The following is a 22,785-nucleotide window of genomic DNA, read 5'->3' on the forward strand; positions in this document are numbered from 1 at the left end:
TTATGCTGAACTTACCTAAAACCAAGGTAGCGGCCGTTCAGGCCGCCCCGGTATTCCTGGATACCGACGCTACGGTCGAAAAAGTTTGCCAGCTGATTAAAGAAGCTGCCGACAATGGGGCCAAACTGGTCGCGTTCCCCGAGGTCTTCATTGCCGGTTACCCCTACTGGAACTGGTTCATGTCGCCCGTCGAGGGCAGCCCCTGGTTCGAAAAGCTGGTGCGTAGCGCCATCGAATTGCCCGGCCCTGAAATCCGTCGCGTTGCTCAAGCGGCTAAAGCCAATGGCGTGCACGTCGTCATCGGCTGCAACGAGCGCAACAAGAACGGTATCAGCACGCTGTACAACACGCTGGTATTCATTGGCCCCGACGGCAAAATTTTGGGTCGCCATCGCAAGCTGGTACCCACCTGGGCCGAGAAACTGACCTGGGCCAATGGCGACGGCAGTTCGCTCCGCGTATACGACACCGCCATCGGCAAAGTGGGCGGCTTGGCCTGCGGCGAAAACACCAACACGCTGGCGCGTTTCAGCTTGCTCGCACAAGGCGAAATGCTGCACATCGCCAGCTATATTTCGCTGCCGGTTGCACCGCCCGATTACGACATGTCCGAGGCCATCAAGGTTCGCGCCATGGCGCACTCGTTCGAGGGCAAGGTCTATACGATTGTGTCGTGCTCGACCGTATCCGAAGAAATCATCGACACATTCAAGGCTACGCACCCGCAAGCCGAAACGCTGCTTCGCCGCGAAAACAGCGCTTTTTCGGGCGTGATTGGCCCCGATGGTCGCGTGGTCGGACAGCCCCTGATCGACAAAGAAGGCATCGTCTACGCTGATGTCGACCTGTCAAAGTGCATTCAGCCTCGCCAAATGCACGATATCACCGGGCACTACAACCGCTTCGATGTCTTCGACCTGCGTGTTAACCGCCGGCCCCAGCAAGCTGCCCAATTCTTCGATACTGACAGCGCTGTCAACTTCGAAGATGACGACAGCGATGAAGCTGCCGACGAAAGCCGTTAATTGATGTCGGTATGAACGTCCTGACTGAACTGGCTTCGCTCGATACCAGTGTCACCGAGAAATCGGTGACACTGGCCGAGCAGGCCTACCGGGCGATCAAACGTGACATCGTCTCGGGGGCCTTGCCCCCGGGCTCGGCACTACGCCTTGAGTTTTTGAAAGGCCGATACCAGCTAAGCTTTTCGCCCCTGCGCGAAGCGCTAAACAGACTGCAAAGCGAACGACTTGTCGACGCGGCTGCCCTGAAAGGTTTTCGGGTGTCCCCCTTGTCGCTCAAAGAAATGCGTGACTCGATGAACACGCGCATTCTGATCGATTGCGAAGCACTGAAGCGCTCGATTGAACGCGGAACCGACGACTGGGAAACCCATGTCGTAGGTAGCCTGCATACGTTGTCGTTGGTAACCCGACGCCATAACAATGGCGAATTGGGCGAGACCTACTACGACCAGGTCGAACAACGCCACCTTGGCCTGCATCAGGCACTGATCAGCGCGTGCGATTCGCGTTGGCTGCTAGAGTTTTCTATGACGCTGTACGTTCAGACCGAACGCTACCGTCGTCCAATGTTGGTTGACCTGTACAAAAACAGCGCACCGCGCGATGTCTCTAAAGAGCACCGCGACCTGGTCGACGCCACACTTAGCCGCGACACATACGCCGCTACCCAATTGCTGACCCAGCATTACCAAAAAACGGCCGACCTCATCGAGGCTTCGCTAAGCAACGCCCCAACGCCGGCCAACAACAAAAAGGGCTGAACGCCTTTCGGCCCCAGCCCCTTTTTACAGCAGCGTATAAGCGCTTAAACGCTTAAACCCCCAGATACTGATTGACCAGATCGGGTTGCGCCATCAGCTCGTCGGAAGTGCCGTTCCAGACGATACGGCCTTTTTCGATGATGTGGTGACGATCGACCAGGTGGTGCATCTCTTTGAGGTTTTTGTCGATCAACAAAATGGTTTGGCCTTCGCGCTTTAGGCGGTTAAGGCAAGCCCAGATTTCTTGACGAATGACAGGGGCCAGGCCTTCGGTCGCCTCGTCAAGAATAAGCAAACGCGGGTTGGTCAACAACGCCCGGCCAATGGCCAGCATTTGCTGCTCGCCGCCCGACAACGTACGTGCCGACTGAGTGCGACGCTCGAACAACCGCGGGAACAATTCGTACACTGCTTCCAGCGTCCAGGGGCCCTGGGTATCGTTGCGCGACGTTGCGTACAGGTTTTCGTAGACGCTTAACGAGCCGAACACGTGACGCCCTTCGGGCACCAGACCGCAACCCAGGCGAGCGATACGGTGCGGACGATAGCCATTGATGACTTCGTCACCCAGGCGAATCGTACCCGCCCGCAAGGGCAACATGCCCATGATGGTACGCACCGTAGTGGTTTTACCCATGCCGTTACGGCCAATCAGCGACACGACGGTTTTATCGGGGATTTCAAGGTCCAGGCCAAACAAGACCTTGCTTTGACCATAGCCGGATTCAATTTTTTCAGCTTTTAGCATTATTCATTTCCCAGGTAGGCATCACGCACCTCGGGGTGCTCGCGGACTTCGTCTGGTGTCCCCGTGAAAATAGGATGACCATAGACCAATACCGTCACGCGGTCGGCCAATGCAAACACAATGTCCATGTCGTGTTCGACCAGCAACATGGCGTACTGGCCCTTAAGGCTGAGCAGGATGTCTTTCATGAGCATGGACTCTTCAGCCCCCAGGCCAGCCATGGGCTCGTCGAGCAACAGCACGGGTGCATTCAGAGACAACGCCACCGCCAGTTCGAGCTGACGTTTTTCGCCGTGAGCCAGNCGGGTGCATTCAGAGACAACGCCACCGCCAGTTCGAGCTGACGTTTTTCGCCGTGAGCCAGAGAGGACACGAGCTCGTTGGCCCGATGCGCCAAACCCACTTTTTCCAGGGCTTCGCGAGCGGGCTTGCGCAGGGACTCGTCTTTACGGGCGTTGCGCCACAAGCTGAACCGCTTGTTAGTACCTGCCTGCACCGCCATGGCCACGTTATCTTCGACAGTAAAGTCGTGATAAAGCTGGCTGATCTGGAACGAACGAGCCAGGCCCACTGCAGCGCGCTCGTGAGGCGGTACGCGGGTGATGTCTTTGCCGTCGAGCAGGATCTGACCCGAGTCGGGCATGATCTCACCGCTGATTTGGGAAATCAGGGTCGTTTTACCGGCCCCGTTAGGGCCGATCAATGCGTGAATTTCGTCGGCGTAAACCGTCAGGTTGACGTCATCGGTAGCCGCCAGTGCGCCAAAAGACTTGCGCAGGTTGCGGATTTCGAGTTTGGGTTGTTTATTAGTCATTATTGCGTCCTCCGACCAACCAGCCAAAGATGCCTCGGCGGCTAAAGAGAACCACCAAAATCAAAACCGGGCCCAAGAAAAGCATCCAGTTTTCGGTCCAGGCCGTCAACACTTGCTCGAGGCCCAGATATACGGCCGCACCGATAATGGGGCCAAAAATAGTACCCATACCACCCAGAATAATCATGGCCATGATTTCGCCTGACTTGAGCCAAGACGCCATATCGGGGCTGGCATACAGGGCATAGTTAGCCCACAACACACCGGCCAGGCCCGTACCCGCTGCAGAAATTACAAAGGCCGTGAGCTTGTAGCGCATCGGGGCGTAACCCAAGTTGATGTTACGGCGTTCGTTTTGCTTGAAACCGCGCAGCACCATACCGAAGGGCGAGTTGACGATACGACGGCACACCCAGACCCAGACAATCAGCATGGCCAAGCACAGGTAATAGAAGGTGACGTTGTCATCGATGTCGAGACCCGGGATGACATTACGGTTGGTGATGGACATACCATCATCGCCACCGTACTGAACCAGGCCGACGAGTACGAAGTACAGCATTTGTGCAAAAGCCAGCGTAATCATGATGAACTGGATGCCGCTAGTACGCAGCGACAACGCCCCCATGACCAGACCCACCAGCGCGGCAATGATCATGGCCAGCGGCCAGATGATGAGCGCGGAGTTGCTGCCGGCCCAGCCGAAAATGGTGTCGCCCATGTCCATATGGAAACCGATAATGCCGACCACATAGCCGCCAATACCAAAAAACGCCGCGTGGCCAAAGCTGACCAGCGCGCCATAACCCAGGATGAGGTCGAGACTGACTGCGGCCAAGGCATAGATGACAAAGCGTGTCACCATGCTGACCAGAAAGGTGTCGTCGCTGACGTTGGCGATCGGCGGCACCAGAAGAAGCAGGGCAAAAATTATGCCGACAATGATGTATTTACGGGTCATTATTATTTACCTTTGTGCGGGAACCAGCCCACGGGGTTTAACCAGCAGGACAATTGCCATAAGAATGTAAATACTGGCCGAGACCAGGCTGGAGCTGACCGAATCGCTATATTCGGGCGGCAAGATCTGGGACATCCAGATCGGGATATAAGCCCGCCCAAACGAATCGACCAAACCCACCAACAACGAACCCACCAATGCACCACGTACAGAACCTACGCCACCGACCACGATAACAACCAGGGTGGTGATGAGGATTTTTTCGCCCATACCGATTTCGATAGCCAGCAACGGGGCGCCCATGACGCCGGCAAAACCACCCAGGAAGGCACCTAGACCAAATACCAGCAGGAACAGGCGGCGGATATTAATACCCAAGGCATCGACGATTTCGGCATCGTCGGCACCGGCGCGCACCAGCATACCAACACGCGTGCGCGAAATAAGGAACCAGAGCCCAATCGCCACCAGCACGCCAGCGCCAATAAAGGCCAGACGCATGACCGGGTAATTTAAGCCGGGCAAAATTTGTACCGAACCTGACAGCAGGGGCGGAATGTCGACAAATGGCGGGCTACGGCCAAACACCAAGGTGACCAGCGCATTGGTGAAGAAAATCACACCGAGCGTGGCCAGCACCTGATCGAGGTGATCACGGTGATACAAACGGCTGATAATGAGCTTTTCAACGATAAGGCCATAGACCCCCGCGCTGAATACAGCTGCAATAATGGCTACGGTAAACGAGCCGGTAATGGCGACTGCCGAGGCCGCGCAAAATGCGCCCACCATATAGAACGAGCCATGCGCCAGATTCACGACATTCATGATGCCGAAAATCAGGGTCAGGCCCGCCGATAGCAGGAACAACAGGGCACTGTACTGCAGACCATTCATGGCCTGCTCTACGAACATATACATGGGAGCTTTCCGTTTGCGCCGACAACAAGCGAGCAGAACGCCCGAATGCAATCAGCTGGTCTTTGTGTTGGTTCTGCGAGCGCAGGGAGCTTAAAGAGGCAAGACCACAGAGATAGTAGCGAAAAACGAAATACGCCGGCGTCTCCAAGAACCCTTAAGTCTTTGTGCTAACAGTAGACTTCTTAAAATTTTCTCTACTTTAAACACAAATACTTTAACCTTCAAGCTTCTTGTAAGATTACCGGCGTATTTTTTACACTTTTTTTCAGTTCATCTGGCACTCAGCGACGTAAGGATCGGTGTGATCCTTGACGATGGTGTCGACAAATTTATAGTCGAGCTCGCCTTTTTCGTTGGGCTCGACACGCACCATGAACCAATCTTGAATCGGATGATGGTTAGCGCCAAACTTGAAGTTGCCACGCACGCTTTCGAAGTCTGCTTTAAGCAGTGCAGCACGGAACTCGTCAGCCTTGCCGGTGACATCGCCACCTACCGCTTTCAGGGCTGAAGCCATCAGGCGGCCCGTGTCGTAAGAGGTTGCGGCATACACGGTAGGACGACGGCCATATTCTTTCTGGAACGCTTCAACAAACTGCTTGCTGGCCGGGTTGTCCATGCTCGCTGTCCATTGGGTGGTCAGGTAAAAGCCCTTGCTGGCGTCGCCAGTGGCTTTGAGCATGCGGTCGTCCATTGAGTACAACGTCGTGACCATTTTGACTTTCTCGCCCAGACCAGAGTTGGCCCACTGCTTTGCAAAGTTGATGCCGGCGCCACCGGGCAAGAACTCAAATACGGCTTCAGGCTCGAGCGAGCGGATACGTGCCAGTTCGACCGAGAAGTCGGATTGATCAAGCTTCGTGTAGATTTCGGCAACGATTTCGCCTTTATAAACACGCTTGAAACCACTGAGGGCATCGCGGCCGGCCTGGTAGGCGGGGGCCATGATGACCATTTTCTTGATGCCCATGTTGTTAGCGGCAATGGCGGCACTGTCGCTATACGAATCGTTCTGGAAGGCCACCGAGAAATAGTTTTTCTCGCAACCCTTACCAGCAAATGTCGACGGACCCGCGTTCAGGCTGACGTAAAAACCACCCGACTTCATGACGGTAGGCACGACGGCAACCAGCACGTTCGAGAAGTTAATGCCGGTGAACAGGCGAACGCCGTCTTGCACCATTTTCTCGGCAATCTGCTTGCCCGAGCCCGGTTTGAGACCGTCGTCTTCGACGATGACATTGACAGGCACGCCACCCAGCTTGCCGCCTTCTTGCTTGACGGCCAACAAGAAGCCGTCGCGCTCATCTTCACCGATATAACCGGCAGGTGTCGACAAGGTCGTAATCAAGCCGATGTCGAGCGGCTTGTCGGCGGCGTGGGCCATAGCGGCGGTCAGCCCCAGGGCCATGCCCAAACCTACTTTTTTCAGCAGTTTCATTTAAATCTCCTCCCGAGATTGCAAGTGTTGAATCAATGCGGATGTTAGCGCGGCTCGAGACAATTGTCTTTACGCCAGCCATATAACCATTCGAGCTGTGTGTAAAACTGTTCTTGTGTTTTGCCTTTCCAGAGCAAATTACGCACTTGGCGCTCGACGCCTTTGGCATGATAAATGCGGCCCATTTCGCGAGTAGACCACACGACCCGGGCAGTACGCGGGATACGCACCGACTCGTACAGGCGGAACGCCGCATCGAGATCGCCTTCGGCTTTGGCAAAAGCTTCGCCCAGCGTAACTGCGTCTTCGATAGCCATGCACGCGCCCTGTGCCATGTATTGCGTCATAGGGTGGGCGGCATCACCCAACAGGGTACAGCGGCCATGGCCCCAAGCCTCGACAGGGTCGGCGTCGGCCGTGGCCCAACGACGCCAGGAAGTGGGGCGGTCGAGCATTTGGGCTGGGCGCGGATGAATGCCCTGGAAGTAAGACAAAACTTCTTCTTTACTACCTTCGCGAACGCCCCATTCTTCTTGGTCGCGGCTATGGAAAGTCACCACCAGGTTGTATTGCTTACCGGCGCGCAAGGGGTAGTGCACCAGGTGACAGCGTGGACCAGCCCAAAGTACAGGTGCATTGATTCGCAGGTCTTCGGGCATGTTGTCGCGCTCTACCACAGCGCGGTACACCACGTGACCGGTCACACGATGCTGGGCGCCAATGGTGCGCGCACGAATGACCGATTTCACCCCGTCGCAACCCACCACCGCATCGGCCTTATAGACCTCGCCTTTGGTGTCGGTTACTTCGACGCCATTGGGGCCAACTTTGACGTTTTCAACGTGCGTGGAGGTTTTGAACTTGATGAGCGGATTGTCTTGAACCGCCTCGAGAATTGACAGGTGGATGTCGGCGCGGTGAATCACGGCGTAGGGGTTGCCAAAGCGCTCGCGAAATTTCTCACCGGTTTCGATACGCACCACTTCAGTCGCGTCGATAGCGTCCATCATGGTGGTGTGATCAGTAAATACGGCGCGATTGCGCGCTGCCTGACCGACGCCCAAGGCGTCAAGCGCGGCAAAGGCGTTAGGGCCCAACTGAATACCGGCGCCAATTTCGCCAATCTGGTCGGCTTGTTCGAGCAGCAGGATTTCGAGACCTTGCCGCGAGAGCGACAGGGCTGCGGCCAGGCCACCGATCCCGCCCCCAACAATAATCACTTTCTGTTTCGCAGTGTTTGTCATGGTGTCCACCTTATGTAGAGACGTGACGAACCCCAGCCTATCGTTATCGGGCCGTCACGTACCTGACTGATTTTAAATAAAGATCAGGGTTGATAATCGGGTTGCTTTGCCGGCGCCGCTTGCTGAAACGCGGGTAAGGTATTGCAATGCTCGTAGACGGCCATCACCCGCTTGTAAGGGGTCAGGTCGCACTTCATGCGCAGCGCATTGGCCACTTGCGGCACCAGGCAGCAATCAGCCAGCGATACTTGCTCGTCAAAACAGAATTTTTGCGACCCGGCGCGCTCAAGCAGGGCTTCGAGCGATTTGAAGCCTTCGGCAATCCAGTGCGCATACCATGCGTTTTTCTGCTCTTCGGTCACGCCCAGCTCTTTGACCAGATACTTCAGGACACGAAGATTATTAAGCGGATGGATATCGCAGGAAATTAGATTGGCCAGCTCAAGCACACGAGCACGCTTGGCCGGGTCGGCCGGGATCAAGCGTGGCTCTGGGAACTTTGCGTCGAGGTAGTCGGCAATGGCCAGCGACTGACCCAGATGAAACCCGTTATCGTCAAGCATGGGTACGCTGGCGCTGGGGTTCTTCTGGACGTAATCGTCGTTTTTGTGCTCTAGCACACGGATATTGACGGGCACCTGATTAACCTGCGCCTGCTTGAGGCCCAGGATAATACGCACGCGATAAGACGCGGAGCTGTTGAAGAAGGTGTAGAGATCCATGGCCTTACACCACCTTAACCTGAATTGCCCCCAAACCTTCGACTTTACCGACCATCAGGTCGCCTTTGACGACCGCGCCCACGCCTTCGGGGGTACCAGTGTAAATGAGGTCGCCCTCTTCGAGGCGGAAGTACTTGGAAAGATAGGCAACGGTTTCGGCAACCGACCAGATGAGTTTGTCGATGCTGCTTTTTTGTTTGACCTGACCATTAACCTCAAGGGAGATTTCAGCCTTTTCGAGATGACCGGATTGCGCTACCGGGTGCAGCGGGCCAATTGGGCCGCTGTCGTCGAATGCTTTGCCCAGCTCCCAGGGGCGGCCCATTTCACGCATTTTCATTTGCAAGTCACGACGGGTCATGTCCAGACCGACCGCGTAGCCCCATACATGGCTAAGTGCGTCTTCGACGCTAATGTTGGAACCGCCCTTGCCAATAGCCGCGACCAATTCGATTTCGTAGTGGTAGTTGCTGGTTTCGGAAGGGTAAGGAATGGACAGCGTGTCGCCATACGCGACCGGACGGACAGAGTCGGCCGGCTTGCAGAAGAAGAAGGGCGGTTCGCGATCGGGATCGAAACCCATTTCGCGGGCGTGAGCGGCATAGTTGCGACCGACACAATACACACGGCGAACCGGGAACGTATCGGACGAGCCGACCACCGGGACGGCAACAATTTCGGGAGCTTTTACGACGTATGACATGGCAGTCTCTTTAATGTGGGTGCCACACCATTGCGGGCGGCAGACGTGTTTTAAATGGTTTTTTTAAATATACGTCTTTTACGCGCGCTTGGGGCTATTTTGGTATACGCGAAAAGATGAAATATTTTTATCAGGCATAACCAAAAAGAATACCTTTAAGTTATGCCGACCCAACACGCCTGCCGTTACTGCTGAATTACCGATTACTGTTTGGATGACCGCACGGCAACTTCGACGTCACCAATGCCCTGCATCGTGACACGAATGGTGTCCCCCCCCACGACTGGGCCGACACCTTCAGGCGTGCCGGTGAACAGAATATCGCCGGGCTGCAGGGTGTAGAACGACGACGCATATTCGATAAGTTGCGGGATATTAAGGATCAGATCACGCGTATTGGCCTTCTGACGGGGCTCGCCGTTGACGGTCAACTCAAAGTCGAGCGCCGATGGGTCGGTCAATTCATCAGAAGTCACCATCCAGGGGCCGACAACGCTGTACGAGTCAATCGACTTACGCAGACTGCGCTCTTCGGGACCACGGGTAGTCATATCCAGGCCAATGCAATAGCCCGCCACATGATCGAGGGCGTTCGCCTGGCTGATGTTGCGGCCGGCCTTGCCAATGACCACTACAACTTCGGCCTCATGGTCGTTACGACGGTCGGGGTGCTCGATATCAACACCTGCGCTGACGCCAACCAAAGAACTGGTCGCTTTCAGGAACAGACCAATTTTCTGGATCTCGAGAATGGCGTTCTGGTGGTGAATCTGCTCGTCGGTACGCGCCTCTTCGAGGTGCTTCTTGTAATTGACCGGCGCAGCAACAATTTTGCCAGGGTTAGCTACCGGGCTCAGAAAGCTGACGCTGCTCACCGCATGAAATTCGGCGCTAGGCAAAAGGGCATCGATGCGCGCACGCACCTGGTCAAGATTGGCAATAAGCAAGTCGACGGTGGGTGCGGGGTAGCGGATTTCGGGAAGGACGTCGAGCGCGGCGGTGACGTCAAATACGCGGTCACCCTGGACCACACCCAGTCGGTTGTCATTAAAACGGCAGATTTTCAATTTGAGGCTCCGGTTAAATATTGCGCACCGCGTCGGGAACGGGGTAGCGGCGCGTATAAGGCCCCGCCTTGGCCACCTGGCCGGGCACATCGTGGCCGACAATTTCAGGCAGCAGGCGGGAAATTTCTAAAAGTCGGGTCAGGTCGACCCCAGTGTCATAGCCCATGGCATCAAGCATATGGACCATATCTTCGGTACACACATTGCCACTGGCCCCCGGCGCAAACGGACAACCGCCCAGTCCGCCCAAAGAAGCGTCGAAACGATCGACACCTGCCTGCAACGCGGCCAATACATTGGCCAGGCCCATCGCTCGGGTGTCATGAAAATGCGCAGTCAAGATCAGATCGGGCCAGCGCTGTTTTACCGTGTCGCACAACCGCGCAACCTGCGCCGGGTTGGCCACACCGGTGGTGTCACACAGGCTAACGGCCTGAATACCCATATCGGTATAGCGCTGCACCAGATCCAGCACCGTGGCTTCAGGGACCTCGCCATCGAACGGGCAACCAAAAGCCGTCGATAACGACGCGTTAATGGCAGCGCGGCCATCGATGTAGTCGACGACCTGTCGGAACTGTTCAAGCGACTGTGCCTGCGTCATACGCAAGTTGGCCAGGTTATGCGTGTGGCTGGCCGACATGAACAGATTGATTTCGTCGACATTGCAGGCCAGGGCACGCTCGCAACCTCGTACATTGGGTACCAACGCCGCGTAAATCACCCCATCGACCCGATCAATTTGCGACATCACCGCTTCGGCGTCCGCCAGGTTCGGAATAGCCTTTGGCGACGTAAACGATGTGACCTCAATCTTGGCCAACCCGGTGCGCGACAGGGCATTGATCAATTCAATTTTTTGCTCTGTCGGTATAAAACGAGGCTCAATCTGGAAGCCGTCGCGTACGGATACTTCTTGTATGTACAGTTTTTTGCGTGATGAAGTGCTCATGGTCAACCTTTGTGTTTAGCGGCAGCGCAGGCCGACTTGCGCGATATGCCGGCTAGCCTGCCTGGGACGCGAATCAAGCCAGCCCCGCTTCGCGCATCTGCGCATACTGTTCCGGAGTGACGCCAATACGCGCCAGCACTTCTTCAGTGTGCGCCCCTAGCTCAGGCCCTAACCAACGCGTCTGGCCCGGTGTTTCGCTAAGCTTAGGCACAATACCTGGCAAATCTACGGCCTGGCCATCAGGCAGCTCGAACGACTGGATCATGTCGCGTGCACGGTAATGCGCATCTTCGTAGATGTCTTTTGCCGTGTAAATGCGACCACAGGGCACCGAGGCCGCATCCAAAGTTTCAAGAATATGATCAAGCGTATGCTGCGCCGTCCAAGCCGCAATCACCCCATCAATCATTTCCGTTTGCTTGGCACGACCGTCGTTCTGCGCCAGCGCGGGGTCTTCGGCTAAATCGGGACGACCAATGGCGGCCATCAGGCGCTTGAAGATACCATCACCGTTTCCGGCGATAGCCACATAACTGCCATCTTGGCACAGGTAAGTATTGGAGGGCACGATGCCCGGCAAGGCCGAGCCCGTACGCTCGCGAATATTTCCTCCAACGGAGTACTCAGGAATCAGGCTTTCCATAACGGCAAACACGGCTTCGTACAAAGCCACGTCGATCATTTGGCCTTTACCCCCGTTAACCTTGACATGATGCATGGCAATAAGGGCGCCCACGACGGCATACAACGACGCCAGCGTGTCGCCCAGGCTGACACCGGTACGCACCGGCGCACGGTCGGGGTAGCCTGTAACGTAGCGCAGGCCGCCCATACACTCGGCAATGGCTGCAAAGCCTGGCTTTTGGCTGGCCGGGCCGGTTTGGCCATAGCCCGAAATGCGCACCATGATCAGCGAAGGATTAAGCGCATGTAAGGTCTCCCAGCCAAGCCCCCATTTCTCTAGGGTGCCGGGCCGAAAGTTCTCGATCACGACATCGGCTTCGGCCGCCAGCTTACGCACGATTTCCTGGGCTTCAGGATGCTTCAGGTCGAGCGTTACTGACTTCTTGTTTCGACTTTGGGTGTACCACCACAGCGAGGTACCCTTGTGTAACTTACGCCAGGTACGCAACGGGTCGCCCTTTCCGGGGGGCTCGATTTTAATGACCTCGGCACCAAACTGCGCCAGTAAGGTGCTGGCGTAAGGGCCGGCGATCAAGGCGCCCAGCTCAAGGACCTTAACGCCTTTAAGGGCGAGAGGCTGGGCTTCTGCTTGTGTCATGTCGTCTCCGGGAAGATATCCGGGGTTGCTGCTGTGCACCCCGGGACCAAAAGAATGGCGATGCCAGCATACGCTGCCAGAGCTATCGCTTTACAACATGGTGCCTTGTTATTTACCCTTGGTAAAGCAGTCATATCCGATAGCATCATCGCAAAATACGATGGTACGCTGAACCTGGCCGTTATGCTTGGACTCGATATTGCGCACCCGTTAACACCTGACTTTATTTTCATGACGATCGACCCCAAATCTTTAAAGCTGTTCGTGCAGGTCATGCAGGCCGGCACCATCGCTGCTGTTGCTCAGCGCGAACACATTGCCGCTGCCGCAATCAGTCGACGCATTGCCGACCTGGAAACCACTCTGGGCGTCGCTCTGGTCGAACGCAGCAACAAAGGCCTGCTGCCCACTGCGGCCGGCCAGGCACTGATCAACCGTTCGCATCGTGTGCTGAACGAGCTCGACGGCATCGCACTCCAGATGCACGAGTATGTATCGGGCGTTAAGGGGTACATCCGTATCCATGCCAATATGTCTGCGACCAACCAGTTTTTGCCTACCGAACTGCAACAGTTTCTGTCTTGCCACCCGAACGTGCGTATTGACCTGACCGAAGCGCTGAGCACCGAGATTGCGCAGTCGGTGGCCGACAACGCGGCAGACATCGGCATTCTGATTGCTGACGAAAGTACCATGCAGCCCGCCGGCGCAATGGTGGGCAAAACAGCGGGTATCGAATACTTGCCTTACCGCAACGATACCCTTGTCATCATTACCGCTCAGGATCATCCACTCTCCTCTTCCCACCGCGTGCGCTTTGCCCAAACGCTAGACTATGTATACGTTGGCCTGCCACAAGGCAGCCAGCTTAACCTTCAGTTAAGCCGTGCCGCGTTAGCCCTGGGACGGGCGTGGCAAAGCCGTTTTCAGGTGGCCAGCTACCATGCCTTATGCCTGATGGTCGAAGCCGACCTGGGAATAGGGCTTGTGCCGCTGCGTATCGCACAAACGCATGCCAAAGCACTGAACATTCGCCAGGTTCAGCTTGACGAACTTTGGGCCCGTCGTCAGTTGAATCTTTGCGTTCGCTCGATCGACACGCTGTCGCCCAGCGCCAAACTGCTGGTTCAACACATGACACAGTTCGTTACGGCAACCAGCCCACAAACGTCGTTATCATAAAACAAAATGAGCGCGCTCATTTTTATTTTTATTAGAAAAACTTGAATGGAGACTCCCATATGCGACGTTTAGCCATCGCGTGCCTTAGTGCGACCCTTTTCCTGGCCGCACCGGTCAGTGCCCAAAATAACGCCGAGCCCAAAGTGTTCCTTGAGTACACACAAACCGAACTCGACCGCAACTACAACCAGGCAGACTGGGCCGCCAATATCAAGCAACTGGTCCAACGCTACGACCTGCGCAGCGACGTGACACGTCAACGCCTGGGTGCCCCTGAGCGCTTCGCGTACGGAGATGACAAAGTCGAAGGGCTCGATTTATTCCGGGCCAAGGCCGACAACGCCCCTTTACATGTGTTCATCCATGGCGGCGCCTGGCGCGCTGGCAAAGCGTCAAACTACCACTTCCCAGCGGAAATGTTTGTCGACAACGGCATCAGCTACGCTTCTCTGGACTTTGGCAACGTGCAAGACATCGGCCTTGACGGCATGACAGCGCAACTGCGCAAGGCCATTGCCTGGATCTACAAGAATGCCGATAAGCTGGGCATAGACCCAGAAAAAATCTACATTTCAGGTCACTCATCTGGCGCCCACCTTGGCGGCGTCTTGCTAACGACCGATTGGTCGTCCCTGGGCGTACCGGCGAACGTCATCAAGGGGGCAACACTTATTTCGGGTATGTACGACCTGAAGCCCGTACGTATGTCGGCACGTTCTTCGTATGTACCGTTTACAGACGACATCGAAAATGCCATGAGCACTCAGCGCCATCTGGACAAAATCACCACGCCTGTAATTTTGGCCTATGGGTCGCTTGAAACTGATGAGTTCAAACGCCAGACTGCAGACTTCGCTAAAGCCATGCAAACCGCAGGCAAACCCGTCGAATTGATCAAGGCAGACTTGTTCAACCATTTCGAAATGATGGACGACTTCGGCAACCCCTACGGGCAAGTATCAGCGGCCGCCATCAAGCAAATCAAAAGTAAATAAGCCGCAAACCATACGCGCCAGGGCACGAACCCAGGCGTTACTGATATTTATGCGCACACATACGCGACAAAACAAAAAGCCCGGAGGCATTAGCCCCGGGCTTTTTGTTGTGATGTAAGTTGTACTGCAGAACACCCGCACAAAACGGGGCTCTGCAAGCCAAATTACACGATGCGTACAGCTTCGATCAGACGGGTGACTGTCCAGGCCTTGTTACGGCTGATAGGACGGCCTTCTGCGATCTCGACGGTGTCGCCTTCGTTGTACTGATTGGTTTCGTCGTGTGCCATGTATTTAGCAGAGCGGACAACGATTTTGCCGTATACAGGATGCTTAACGCGACGCTCTACGCGAACGACGACGCTTTTGTCCATCTTGTTGCTGACAACTTTACCGATCAGCGTACGTTGACGCTTGGTGGTGTTTTGAGTTTCGCTCATTTTACTTTCCTGCCTTCTCAGTCAGGACTGTGCGTACACGAGCGATGTCGCGGCGTACCTTACCCAACTGACTGGTGTTGGAGAGTTGCTGAGTGGCGCGTTGCATACGCAAACCAAATTGCGCCTTCAGCAGGCTCTCGAGCTCGGTCTGGAGCTCTTTGGAATCTTTAGAACGGAGTTCGCTGGCTTTCATGAGGTCTCCTTAAGCGCCGATACGACGAGAAACGAACGTCGTGGCAATTGGCAACTTAGCGGCGGCCAGGCGGAAAGCTTCACGTGCCAGCTCTTCACTGACACCTTCCATTTCGTAGATCACCTTGCCGGGTTGAATTTCTGCGACCCAGTATTCAGGATTACCTTTACCGTTACCCATACGAACTTCAGCAGGTTTCTGCGAAATTGGTTTGTCGGGGAAAACGCGAATCCAGATACGACCACCACGTTTGATGTGACGGTTGATCGCACGACGAGCAGACTCGATTTGGCGAGCGGTCAGACGGCCACGGCCTGTGGCTTTAAGACCGAACTCGCCGAACGACACTTGCGCACCGCGCGTAGCCAGACCAGTGTTACGGCCTTTCTGCTCTTTGCGGTATTTTCTGCGTGACGGTTGCAACATGTTTATTCTCCTTCAGCTGGTGCTGCCGCCGCAGCATCAGGCTTACGAGGTCCGCGACCGCGGCCACCCGCAGGACGACGGCCATCAGGACGGTCACCGCGAGGTGCACGACGTGGACGGCGCTCTTCATCGCGAGGCGCTGCGGTTTCAGGGGGCATTTCGCCGTTAGGCAGCATGTCACCCTTGTAGACCCATACTTTGATACCGATGATCCCGTAAGTCGTTGCCGCTTCGGAAGTGCCGTAGTCGATGTTGGCGCGCAGGGTGTGCAGAGGCACACGACCTTCGCGGTACCATTCGGTACGGGCAATTTCGATACCGTTCAAACGACCGGAGCTCATGATCTTGATGCCTTGGGCACCCAGACGCATTGCGTTCTGCATAGCGCGTTTCATGGCGCGGCGGAACTGAATACGCTTTTCGAGCTGTTGGGCGATCGAGTCAGCAATAAGCTGGGCATCGGTTTCGGGCTTGCGGATCTCTTCGATGTTGACGTGCACAGGCACGCCCATCAGACGCTGAAGATCGGCCTTCAAGCTTTCGATGTCTTCGCCGCGTTTGCCGATCACCACGCCCGGACGAGCCGAGTAAACAGTGATACGTGCATTCTTGGCGGGGCGCTCGATAACGACGCGACCAACCGAAGCGCTTTTCAGCTTTTTCTTGAGGTATTCGCGAACACGGATATCGTCGGCGAGCATGCCACCGAATGCCTTGTCGTCTGCATACCAGCGAGAAGTCCAGTTACGATTAACCGCGAGGCGGAACCCAATCGGGTGTACTTTTTGTCCCATTGCGACTCCTTAAGCGCCGACTTTGACCACAATGTGGCAAGTCTGCTTCTCGATACGGTTACCGCGGCCTTTCGCACGTGCGGAGAAACGCTTCATGGACTCGCCTTTGTCAACATAGATAGTGGTGACTTTCAGTTCGTCGATGTCGGCGCCGTCGTTGTGCTCGGCGTTGGCGATTGCGGACTCAAGGGCTTTCTTGAGAATGCCCGCGGCTTTCTTGGGGGTGAACGTCAGGATGTTCAGCGCCTGCGAAACCGATTTGCCACGGATCATGTCCGCAACCAAACGGGTTTTTTGCGCTGAAATGTGGACGCCACGGATAATTGCTGTAGTTTCCATCACTTACCTCTTGGACTTTTTGTCCGCTGCGTGGCCCTTGAATGTACGGGTCAGAGCGAACTCGCCGAGTTTGTGACCGACCATGTTCTCGTTGATGTAAACGGGAACGTGCTGGCGGCCATTGTGCACAGCAATCGTCAGCCCAATGAACTCGGGCAGGATGGTGGAACGGCGCGACCAGGTTTTGATCGGCTTTTTGTCTTTGCCTTCGACGGCGGCATCTACCTTTTTGATCAGGTGATCGTCGACGAATGGGCCTTTTTTAATCGAACGTGCCATTATGTACGCCCCTTACTTGCGCTTGCGACGCGAGACAATCATGTTGTCTGTGCGCTTGTTGCTTCGAGTGCGATAGCCCTTGGCCGGTGTACCCCATGGGCTGACCGGTTCACGACCTTCGCCAGTACGTCCTTCACCACCACCGTGCGGGTGATCGACCGGGTTCATGGCTACACCACGAACTGTAGGACGTACACCGCGCCAGCGCATGGCACCGGCTTTACCGATTTGACGCAAGCTGTGTTCTTCGTTACCCACTTCACCAATCGTTGCACGGCAATCGATGTGAACGCGGCGAACTTCGCCGGAGCGCAGACGCACCTGAGCGTAGACACCTTCGCGGGCCATCAGGACAGCCGACGCGCCGGCCGAACGTGCCAACTGGGCACCTTTGCCAGGCAACATTTCGATGCAGTGAATGGTGGAACCGACGGGGATATTGCGGATAGGCAATGTGTTACCCGTACGGATGGGAGCTTCTTTACCCGACAACAGTGTTGCACCGACTTCAAGACCGCGCGGGGCGATGATGTAGCGACGCTCGCCGTCGACATAGCACAACAGTGCGATGTGGGCGGTACGGTTGGGGTCGTACTCGAGACGTTCAACTTTGGCAGGAATGCCGTCTTTGTTGCGACGGAAGTCGACCAGACGGTAGTGCTGCTTGTGACCACCCCCACGGTGACGTACCGTGATGTGACCGTTGTTGTTACGACCGGAGCCGCGCTTTTTCTTTTCGAGCAGAGCTGCGAATGGTGCGCCTTTGTGCAGATCAGGCGAAACCACCTTGATCATGCCACGACGACCAGCCGAGGTCGGCTTGACTTTAACGAGTGCCATTTAGTTCACCTCCGTAAAGTCGAGTTCTTGACCTTCTTTGAGCGAAACATAAGCTTTGCGCTCGTTGCGGCGGCGACCGACGAAACGACCAAAGCGTTTTTGTTTGCCCTTTTGGTTCAGGACCTGAACGGAATCGACTTCGACTTTGAAGAGAAGCTCGACCGCAGCCTTGATTTCAGGCTTGGTAGCGTCAGCTACCACACGGAAAGCGATTTGCTGATTTTTTTCGGCGACGAAAGTGGACTTTTCGGTCACGATCGGGGCCAGGATAACTTGCAGTAAGCGTTCGGCGTTCATCCCAACATCTCCTCGAGTTGAGCGATAGCCGGCTTAGTGATCAACACATTTTTGTAGTGGATCAGCGAGAGCGGATCGGCATAACGCGGTTCGACAACAGCAACGTGAGGCAGGTTGCGAGTTGCGAGGTAAACGTTTTCGTCGAGTGTATCGGTGATGATAAGCACCGACTCAAGACCCATGCTTTTGAGCTTGTCGGCGGCAAGCTTGGTCTTGGGAGACTCGAGCTCGAAGCTTTCGACAACGGCGATGCGGTCTTCGCGAGCCAACTGCGAAAGGATCGCACGAATACCGGCGCGATACATTTTCTTGTTGACCTTTTGCGAGAAGTTCTCGTCGGGGGAGTTAGGGAATGCGCGACCACCTCCGCGCCAGATAGGCGAGGATGTCATACCGGCACGGGCACGACCTGTGCCTTTTTGGCGCCAGGGTTTTTTGGTGCTGTGCTTGACTTCGGCGCGGTCTTTCTGAGCGCGGTTGCCGCTACGTGCGTTAGCCTGGAAGGCTACGACGATTTGGTGAACCAGTGCTTCGTTGAAATCGCGACCAAACACGGTGTCGGGCGCTGCAAAAGTAGCGGACGACTGACCTTGATCATTCAGGAGCTTGAGTTCCATTGCTTACGCCCCTTTCTTGGCCGACATCTTGATGGCCGGACGAACGATAACGTCGGCATTTTTGTGGCCGGGCACAGCGCCCTTGACCAACAACAAGCCGCGTTCTGCGTCGACGCGAACGATGTCAAGATTTTGAACAGTGCGGGTTACGTCACCCATGTGACCAGCCATTTTCTTACCGGGGAAAATACGACCCGGATCTTGTGCCTGACCGATAGAACCAGGAACGCGGTGCGAACGGGAGTTACCGTGAGAAGCACGCTGCGAACTGAAGTTATGGCGCTTGATGGTACCGGCAAAGCCTTTACCAATTGTTGTGCCAGTGACGTCAACTTTTTGACCAGCTTCGAATACGCTTTCGACGGCCACAACTGCACCTGCCGTAAATTCGGCGGCCTTGGCTGGATCGAGACGGAATTCTTTGAGGATGCTACCGGCTTCGGCGCCGGCTTTTGCGTAATGGCCTGCAACAGGCTTAGTTACGCGAGTTGCACGGCGTGTACCGTATGCAACTTGAACGGCCGCATAGCCATCAACTTCAGGGGACTTGACCTGGGTGACGCGGTTGTTGGACACGTCCAGTACTGTTACCGGGATGGACTCGCCTTCCTCGGTAAAAATACGGGTCATGCCAACTTTGCGACCAACCAGCCCAAGCCGGTATGCGGCAGGCGTAGGTGTCGAGTTCGACATCATTTTCTCCATTCCCGACTACGATTGGTCGGGGCTAAATTACGTGAAAAAACCGCACAAAAGCTTGCACATAAAGCAATGCATTCAGCACGCGCCTTGTACGCAGTTTCACAATACTTGTTTAAACCAAGTGACGCTTTTTTGGTTAAGCCTTGCAATTTAACATGAAAACCCGATTTTTTGCAAATGTCACAATGGTTTATGCGCGACGGTCAGGTCGAAACGTTGGCATCGCGCCGCACATTTCTTTGCGCATGCGCTAAAGTGCAATCTCGGGCGCTGCATTTGCGCTGGTTCATACAATAACAACACGGAGTCAGACATGGCGACCTCTGCCAATCGCACCGCAATTCGTGGTGCTTATGTCACATTTACCGACAGCCCATTCAGTGCCGGCGACAGCGCGGCCATGCATTTCGAAGCCGACGGCCTGATTATCATCGACGATGGGGTCATTACATTTTCGGGCAACTACGCCGATGGCGCACACCTTGTTCACGGACACCCGGTCACCCACTACACCGATGCGGTTATTTTGCCCGGGTTTATCGATACCCATGTGCATTACCCCCAACTGCAAATCATAGGGGCCTATGGGGCGCAGCTTATCGATTGGTTGAACACCTATACCTTCGTCGCCGAGCAACAATATGCCAACCTGGACTACGCCCGCGAAGTATCGGATGTTTTTCTTGACGAGTTGACGCGCGCGGGCACCACGACGGCAGCCGTGTATTGCACCGCACACCCTAATTCAGTTACGGGTTTTTTCGAAGCCGCACAACGACGCAATATGCGCATGATTGCAGGCAAGGTTCTGATGGACCGCAATGCGCCTGAAGCGCTTTGCGATACTGCACAAAGCGGCTTCGATGACTCATTGGCGCTTATCAACACCTGGCACGGCAAAGGGAGACTGCATTACGCCATTACACCCCGCTTTGCGCCGACCAGTACCGAAGCACAACTTGAGGCGGCCGGCGCGCTTTGGAAAGCACGCCCCGACACGTATATGCAAACTCACGTGTCAGAAAGCCTCGACGAAGTCGCCTGGGTAAAGTCACTGTTCCCAGACCGCCAGAACTATCTCGATGTGTATGCTCATTACGGCCTGATTGGCCCGCGTGCAATCTTTGGCCACGCCATTCACCTTGAGCCTGCAGAATGGGATGTCATGGCCTCGAGCGGCTCCAGTATTTCTCATTGCCCGACATCCAATACATTTCTGGGCAGCGGCTTATTCGACTTTGAAAGGGCGTTTCAACCCAAGGCCCCACAGCAACCCGTCAGAACGGGACTGGCCAGCGACGTAGGCGGCGGCACCTCGTTGTCGATGTTGCGTTGCATGGGCGAGGCCTACAAGGTGGGACAACTGGGCGGGTATTCAGTTTCGGCCGCCAAAGCCTTTTACATGGCCACGCGCGGAGCGGCAAGGGCGCTCTACCTTGAGGACCGAATCGGGTCGATTGCAACCGGATTTGATGGGGACCTGGTGGTTCTTAATCGTAAATCGACGCCATTGCTGCAGTTCCGCGATAGTTACTGCAATTCGATTGAAGAGGTGTTGTTTGTACTGATGACATTGGGCGACGACCGTGCCACCCAGGCGGTGTACATTGCGGGCGACCTGGCCTATGTGGCCCCCGCCGACGTTGACTAACCTGACGCCGGTTTCGCTGTGGGGCCTTGCCCCGCAGCAGCAGTTTTACCCTAAGGCTGTTGCACCATCCCAAGCCAATTTCAAACCTGTCGAAAATAGAAAGAAATACATCAGCCTGAAGAATGCCACGGGGTTGATTTTGTCATGCAACCAAATTCCAAGCTTGACCCCGATAACCGCCAAAGGGGCCAATATCAGCGACGTCGCTAAATTAGTGGCATCGAGCAAGCCTAAAGCGGCATAGGGCACCAGCTTTACATAATTAACGATGGCAAAAAATATGGTCACTGTACCGACCATCAAGCGCTTGTCGAGCTGCTTGGGCAGCAAATACATCATCAGGGGCGGGGCGCCGGCGTGGGCCAGAAAGCTGGTAAACCCCGACACGCCCGCCCAGAATCCGCCCTGAATGCGATCGACCGCTTCGTTGACGCCCTTGTTGGGCTTGATGGTCCGCCAACGTTTACTCCAGTGATTCAGCGTGAACAGTATCGCCATCAAACCGAGCAAAAGCTTGAGGACAGCATCACTAACGTATTCGAAGGCAAGGTAGCCTGCTAACACACCAAGCAGTGCACCTGGAATCAGTCGCATCATCAATGATGTATTCCAGGTCGAGATCCATGCCTTCAACCCGGTAAGGTCCATGACGCATAAAATTGGCAGCATAATGCTGGCCGCCTGAACCGGCGATACCGTCAGGGCCATCAGCGGTACCGCCAACATGCCAAGCCCCCCGGCAAACCCGCCTTTGCCAATGCCGACGATAAGCACGCCGGGCACAGCCACCAAATAAAACCATGGGTCGGAAATTAACGACATGCCATTACCTGTTCTATAACGCTTTCCTGGCTTTTTTTGCACCCAGGGTCATGGTGAAAACATTTTGCCGATCGGCAAAATAAAAACGCCATGCTAGGCATGGCGTTTACGCTGAATACACAGCAACCGCTTTTACGACTTACTGCAGGGCGATTTCAACATCGACGCCGGCAGGCAGGTCGAGACGCATCAGAGCGTCGACGGTCTTGTCGGTAGGATCAACAATGTCCATCAGGCGCTGGTGCGTACGAATTTCCATTTGGTCGCGCGCGGTCTTGTTGACGTGAGGCGAGCTCAACAGATCGTAGCGACGAATACGCGTAGGCAGTGGTACGGGACCACGCACTACCGCACCCGTACGCTTGGCGGTTTCAACGATTTCAGCTGCCGACTGGTCGATCAGCTTGTAATCGAAGGCTTTCAAACGGATGCGGATTTTTTGGTTTTTCATGGAGATTCCTAAAGAACGATAAAGGTAAAGGGCAAAGGCCCCTTACCTTAATTTGAAGAGTTATTGCGCTAAATTAAGCAATAATTTTAGCAACGACACCGGCGCCGACGGTACGG

The 22,785-nt window shown here is 55.3% G+C and carries 29 protein-coding genes; 5 read left to right on the top strand and 24 right to left on the bottom strand.

The features are described from left to right. Positions 1-2 precede the first annotated feature (2 nt). Together PuT2_RS11175 and PuT2_RS11180 are read left to right on the top strand one after the other, a co-directional pair. Positions 3-1,025, top strand: a complete 1,023-nt coding sequence (locus tag PuT2_RS11175; protein ID WP_093971131.1) for a carbon-nitrogen hydrolase family protein — start codon at positions 3-5, stop codon at positions 1,023-1,025. Between the two features lie 11 nt (positions 1,026-1,036). Continuing rightward, positions 1,037-1,786 (top strand): FCD domain-containing protein, encoded by a 750-nt coding sequence (locus tag PuT2_RS11180; protein WP_093971132.1) that lies wholly within the window; start codon positions 1,037-1,039, stop codon positions 1,784-1,786. A gap of 52 nt (positions 1,787-1,838) precedes the next feature. Here PuT2_RS11180 and PuT2_RS11185 read toward each other — a convergent pair whose 3' ends face one another. The 12 genes from PuT2_RS11185 to PuT2_RS11235 all read right to left on the bottom strand — a co-directional run bounded on the left by PuT2_RS11185 (position 1,839) and on the right by PuT2_RS11235 (position 12,641). Continuing rightward, entirely contained in the window at positions 1,839-2,534 is a 696-nt protein-coding gene (locus tag PuT2_RS11185; RefSeq protein ID WP_093971133.1) for an ABC transporter ATP-binding protein, read from the bottom strand. Then, positions 2,534-2,836, bottom strand: coding sequence for a branched-chain amino acid ABC transporter permease (locus PuT2_RS16225; RefSeq protein ID WP_371596782.1), 303 nt, complete (start codon positions 2,834-2,836; stop codon positions 2,534-2,536). Before PuT2_RS16225 ends, PuT2_RS11185 begins: the two co-directional genes overlap by 1 nt. After that, positions 2,785-3,348, bottom strand: a complete 564-nt coding sequence (locus PuT2_RS11190; protein WP_371596767.1) for an ABC transporter ATP-binding protein — start codon at positions 3,346-3,348, stop codon at positions 2,785-2,787. The genes PuT2_RS16225 and PuT2_RS11190 overlap by 52 nt, the downstream gene beginning before the upstream one ends. Further along, positions 3,341-4,309, bottom strand: a complete 969-nt coding sequence (locus PuT2_RS11195) for a branched-chain amino acid ABC transporter permease (RefSeq protein WP_093971134.1) — start codon at positions 4,307-4,309, stop codon at positions 3,341-3,343. Before PuT2_RS11195 ends, PuT2_RS11190 begins: the two co-directional genes overlap by 8 nt. Before the next feature lie 6 nt (positions 4,310-4,315). Beyond that, positions 4,316-5,230: a branched-chain amino acid ABC transporter permease gene (locus tag PuT2_RS11200; RefSeq protein ID WP_093971135.1), complete on the bottom strand. Its 915-nt coding sequence runs from the start codon at positions 5,228-5,230 to the stop codon at positions 4,316-4,318. A 265-nt stretch (positions 5,231-5,495) separates the two neighbouring features. Next, positions 5,496-6,671: an ABC transporter substrate-binding protein gene (locus PuT2_RS11205; protein ID WP_093971136.1), complete on the bottom strand. Its 1,176-nt coding sequence runs from the start codon at positions 6,669-6,671 to the stop codon at positions 5,496-5,498. A gap of 44 nt (positions 6,672-6,715) precedes the next feature. Further along, a complete protein-coding gene (locus PuT2_RS11210) occupies positions 6,716-7,915 on the bottom strand; it encodes a 3-hydroxybenzoate 6-monooxygenase (RefSeq protein ID WP_093971137.1) in 1,200 nt (399 codons plus the stop codon). An 83-nt stretch (positions 7,916-7,998) separates the two neighbouring features. Continuing rightward, positions 7,999-8,637 carry a maleylacetoacetate isomerase gene (gene maiA, locus PuT2_RS11215; RefSeq protein ID WP_093971138.1) on the bottom strand — a complete coding sequence of 213 codons (639 nt, stop codon included), beginning with the start codon at positions 8,635-8,637 and terminating at the stop codon, positions 7,999-8,001. Between the two features lie 4 nt (positions 8,638-8,641). Further along, positions 8,642-9,340 (bottom strand): fumarylacetoacetate hydrolase family protein, encoded by a 699-nt coding sequence (locus tag PuT2_RS11220; RefSeq protein WP_093971139.1) that lies wholly within the window; start codon positions 9,338-9,340, stop codon positions 8,642-8,644. A gap of 203 nt (positions 9,341-9,543) precedes the next feature. Next, positions 9,544-10,407 (bottom strand): fumarylacetoacetate hydrolase family protein, encoded by an 864-nt coding sequence (locus PuT2_RS11225; protein ID WP_093971140.1) that lies wholly within the window; start codon positions 10,405-10,407, stop codon positions 9,544-9,546. 13 nt (positions 10,408-10,420) lie between these two features. Then, entirely contained in the window at positions 10,421-11,359 is a 939-nt protein-coding gene (locus PuT2_RS11230) for a hydroxymethylglutaryl-CoA lyase (RefSeq protein ID WP_093971141.1), read from the bottom strand. 73 nt (positions 11,360-11,432) lie between these two features. Continuing rightward, positions 11,433-12,641: a CaiB/BaiF CoA-transferase family protein gene (locus PuT2_RS11235; protein ID WP_093971142.1), complete on the bottom strand. Its 1,209-nt coding sequence runs from the start codon at positions 12,639-12,641 to the stop codon at positions 11,433-11,435. 60 nt (positions 12,642-12,701) lie between these two features. Here PuT2_RS11235 and PuT2_RS11240 point away from each other — a divergent pair, with 60 nt between their 5' ends. Together PuT2_RS11240 and PuT2_RS11245 are read left to right on the top strand one after the other, a co-directional pair. After that, the gene (locus tag PuT2_RS11240; protein ID WP_254046997.1) at positions 12,702-13,823 is read left to right on the top strand and encodes a LysR substrate-binding domain-containing protein; all 1,122 of its coding nucleotides are present in this window, start codon (positions 12,702-12,704) and stop codon (positions 13,821-13,823) included. 59 nt (positions 13,824-13,882) lie between these two features. Then, positions 13,883-14,818 carry an alpha/beta hydrolase gene (locus PuT2_RS11245; protein WP_093971143.1) on the top strand — a complete coding sequence of 312 codons (936 nt, stop codon included), beginning with the start codon at positions 13,883-13,885 and terminating at the stop codon, positions 14,816-14,818. A 164-nt stretch (positions 14,819-14,982) separates the two neighbouring features. On the opposite strand, the gene rpsQ is transcribed toward PuT2_RS11245, so the two are convergent. From rpsQ to rplC, 10 genes are read right to left on the bottom strand one after another with little or no spacing between them, the layout of a single operon-like run. Beyond that, complete coding sequence (gene rpsQ, locus PuT2_RS11250; protein WP_093971144.1) at positions 14,983-15,258, bottom strand: 30S ribosomal protein S17; 276 nt, start codon at positions 15,256-15,258, stop codon at positions 14,983-14,985. A 1-nt stretch (position 15,259) separates the two neighbouring features. Beyond that, positions 15,260-15,451, bottom strand: coding sequence for a 50S ribosomal protein L29 (gene rpmC, locus PuT2_RS11255; RefSeq protein WP_093971145.1), 192 nt, complete (start codon positions 15,449-15,451; stop codon positions 15,260-15,262). A gap of 9 nt (positions 15,452-15,460) precedes the next feature. Continuing rightward, the gene (gene rplP, locus PuT2_RS11260; protein WP_093971146.1) at positions 15,461-15,877 is read right to left on the bottom strand and encodes a 50S ribosomal protein L16; all 417 of its coding nucleotides are present in this window, start codon (positions 15,875-15,877) and stop codon (positions 15,461-15,463) included. Between the two features lie 2 nt (positions 15,878-15,879). Beyond that, positions 15,880-16,671 (bottom strand): 30S ribosomal protein S3, encoded by a 792-nt coding sequence (gene rpsC / locus PuT2_RS11265; RefSeq protein ID WP_093971147.1) that lies wholly within the window; start codon positions 16,669-16,671, stop codon positions 15,880-15,882. Between the two features lie 9 nt (positions 16,672-16,680). Beyond that, positions 16,681-17,013, bottom strand: a complete 333-nt coding sequence (gene rplV, locus PuT2_RS11270; protein ID WP_199722959.1) for a 50S ribosomal protein L22 — start codon at positions 17,011-17,013, stop codon at positions 16,681-16,683. Then, positions 17,014-17,289, bottom strand: coding sequence for a 30S ribosomal protein S19 (rpsS, locus tag PuT2_RS11275; RefSeq protein WP_093971149.1), 276 nt, complete (start codon positions 17,287-17,289; stop codon positions 17,014-17,016). A 12-nt stretch (positions 17,290-17,301) separates the two neighbouring features. Beyond that, the gene (gene rplB, locus PuT2_RS11280) at positions 17,302-18,129 is read right to left on the bottom strand and encodes a 50S ribosomal protein L2 (protein WP_093971150.1); all 828 of its coding nucleotides are present in this window, start codon (positions 18,127-18,129) and stop codon (positions 17,302-17,304) included. Next, the gene (gene rplW / locus PuT2_RS11285; protein WP_093971151.1) at positions 18,130-18,426 is read right to left on the bottom strand and encodes a 50S ribosomal protein L23; all 297 of its coding nucleotides are present in this window, start codon (positions 18,424-18,426) and stop codon (positions 18,130-18,132) included. Continuing rightward, the gene (gene rplD / locus PuT2_RS11290) at positions 18,423-19,043 is read right to left on the bottom strand and encodes a 50S ribosomal protein L4 (RefSeq protein ID WP_093971152.1); all 621 of its coding nucleotides are present in this window, start codon (positions 19,041-19,043) and stop codon (positions 18,423-18,425) included. The genes rplW and rplD overlap by 4 nt, the downstream gene beginning before the upstream one ends. A gap of 3 nt (positions 19,044-19,046) precedes the next feature. Continuing rightward, on the bottom strand, positions 19,047-19,736 hold the full coding sequence (gene rplC / locus PuT2_RS11295) for a 50S ribosomal protein L3 (RefSeq protein ID WP_173862541.1): 690 nt from the start codon (positions 19,734-19,736) through the stop codon (positions 19,047-19,049). A 322-nt stretch (positions 19,737-20,058) separates the two neighbouring features. On the opposite strand from rplC, the gene guaD reads away from it, so the two are divergent. After that, positions 20,059-21,396, top strand: coding sequence for a guanine deaminase (guaD, locus tag PuT2_RS11300; protein ID WP_093971154.1), 1,338 nt, complete (start codon positions 20,059-20,061; stop codon positions 21,394-21,396). 45 nt (positions 21,397-21,441) lie between these two features. On the opposite strand, the gene PuT2_RS11305 is transcribed toward guaD, so the two are convergent. Continuing rightward, on the bottom strand, positions 21,442-22,218 hold the full coding sequence (locus tag PuT2_RS11305; RefSeq protein ID WP_093971155.1) for a sulfite exporter TauE/SafE family protein: 777 nt from the start codon (positions 22,216-22,218) through the stop codon (positions 21,442-21,444). Between the two features lie 139 nt (positions 22,219-22,357). Further along, positions 22,358-22,669: a 30S ribosomal protein S10 gene (rpsJ, locus tag PuT2_RS11310; RefSeq protein ID WP_093971156.1), complete on the bottom strand. Its 312-nt coding sequence runs from the start codon at positions 22,667-22,669 to the stop codon at positions 22,358-22,360. Positions 22,670-22,785: the final 116 nt, after the last annotated feature.

Origin of the sequence: Pusillimonas sp. T2 (genome assembly GCF_002236805.1) — a bacterium.
Lineage (GTDB): Bacteria > Pseudomonadota > Gammaproteobacteria > Burkholderiales > Burkholderiaceae_B > Neopusillimonas.

Bases quoted from the DNA above. Each gene is read 5' to 3' on its own strand.
- rplW (WP_093971151.1), bottom strand. From the start codon at position 18,426: ATGAACGCCGAACGCTTACTGCAAGTTATCCTGGCCCCGATCGTGACC.
- PuT2_RS11210 (WP_093971137.1), bottom strand. From the start codon at position 7,915: ATGACAAACACTGCGAAACAGAAAGTGATTATTGTTGGGGGCGGGATC.
- maiA (WP_093971138.1), bottom strand. From the start codon at position 8,637: ATGGATCTCTACACCTTCTTCAACAGCTCCGCGTCTTATCGCGTGCGT.
- PuT2_RS11205 (WP_093971136.1), bottom strand. From the start codon at position 6,671: ATGAAACTGCTGAAAAAAGTAGGTTTGGGCATGGCCCTGGGGCTGACC.
- rpsC (WP_093971147.1), bottom strand. From the start codon at position 16,671: ATGGGACAAAAAGTACACCCGATTGGGTTCCGCCTCGCGGTTAATCGT.
- PuT2_RS11230 (WP_093971141.1), bottom strand. From the start codon at position 11,359: ATGAGCACTTCATCACGCAAAAAACTGTACATACAAGAAGTATCCGTA.
- rpsS (WP_093971149.1), bottom strand. From the start codon at position 17,289: ATGGCACGTTCGATTAAAAAAGGCCCATTCGTCGACGATCACCTGATC.
- rpsJ (WP_093971156.1), bottom strand. From the start codon at position 22,669: ATGAAAAACCAAAAAATCCGCATCCGTTTGAAAGCCTTCGATTACAAG.
- PuT2_RS11305 (WP_093971155.1), bottom strand. From the start codon at position 22,218: ATGTCGTTAATTTCCGACCCATGGTTTTATTTGGTGGCTGTGCCCGGC.
- PuT2_RS11185 (WP_093971133.1), bottom strand. From the start codon at position 2,534: ATGCTAAAAGCTGAAAAAATTGAATCCGGCTATGGTCAAAGCAAGGTC.
- rplP (WP_093971146.1), bottom strand. From the start codon at position 15,877: ATGTTGCAACCGTCACGCAGAAAATACCGCAAAGAGCAGAAAGGCCGT.
- PuT2_RS11195 (WP_093971134.1), bottom strand. From the start codon at position 4,309: ATGACCCGTAAATACATCATTGTCGGCATAATTTTTGCCCTGCTTCTT.
- rpsQ (WP_093971144.1), bottom strand. From the start codon at position 15,258: ATGAGCGAAACTCAAAACACCACCAAGCGTCAACGTACGCTGATCGGT.
- PuT2_RS11240 (WP_254046997.1), top strand. From the start codon at position 12,702: ATGCCAGCATACGCTGCCAGAGCTATCGCTTTACAACATGGTGCCTTG.
- rplC (WP_173862541.1), bottom strand. From the start codon at position 19,736: ATGTCGAACTCGACACCTACGCCTGCCGCATACCGGCTTGGGCTGGTT.
- PuT2_RS11245 (WP_093971143.1), top strand. From the start codon at position 13,883: ATGCGACGTTTAGCCATCGCGTGCCTTAGTGCGACCCTTTTCCTGGCC.
- PuT2_RS11220 (WP_093971139.1), bottom strand. From the start codon at position 9,340: ATGTCATACGTCGTAAAAGCTCCCGAAATTGTTGCCGTCCCGGTGGTC.
- PuT2_RS11180 (WP_093971132.1), top strand. From the start codon at position 1,037: ATGAACGTCCTGACTGAACTGGCTTCGCTCGATACCAGTGTCACCGAG.
- rplD (WP_093971152.1), bottom strand. From the start codon at position 19,043: ATGGAACTCAAGCTCCTGAATGATCAAGGTCAGTCGTCCGCTACTTTT.
- guaD (WP_093971154.1), top strand. From the start codon at position 20,059: ATGGCGACCTCTGCCAATCGCACCGCAATTCGTGGTGCTTATGTCACA.
- PuT2_RS11175 (WP_093971131.1), top strand. From the start codon at position 3: ATGCTGAACTTACCTAAAACCAAGGTAGCGGCCGTTCAGGCCGCCCCG.
- PuT2_RS11200 (WP_093971135.1), bottom strand. From the start codon at position 5,230: ATGTATATGTTCGTAGAGCAGGCCATGAATGGTCTGCAGTACAGTGCC.
- PuT2_RS11235 (WP_093971142.1), bottom strand. From the start codon at position 12,641: ATGACACAAGCAGAAGCCCAGCCTCTCGCCCTTAAAGGCGTTAAGGTC.
- rplB (WP_093971150.1), bottom strand. From the start codon at position 18,129: ATGGCACTCGTTAAAGTCAAGCCGACCTCGGCTGGTCGTCGTGGCATG.
- rpmC (WP_093971145.1), bottom strand. From the start codon at position 15,451: ATGAAAGCCAGCGAACTCCGTTCTAAAGATTCCAAAGAGCTCCAGACC.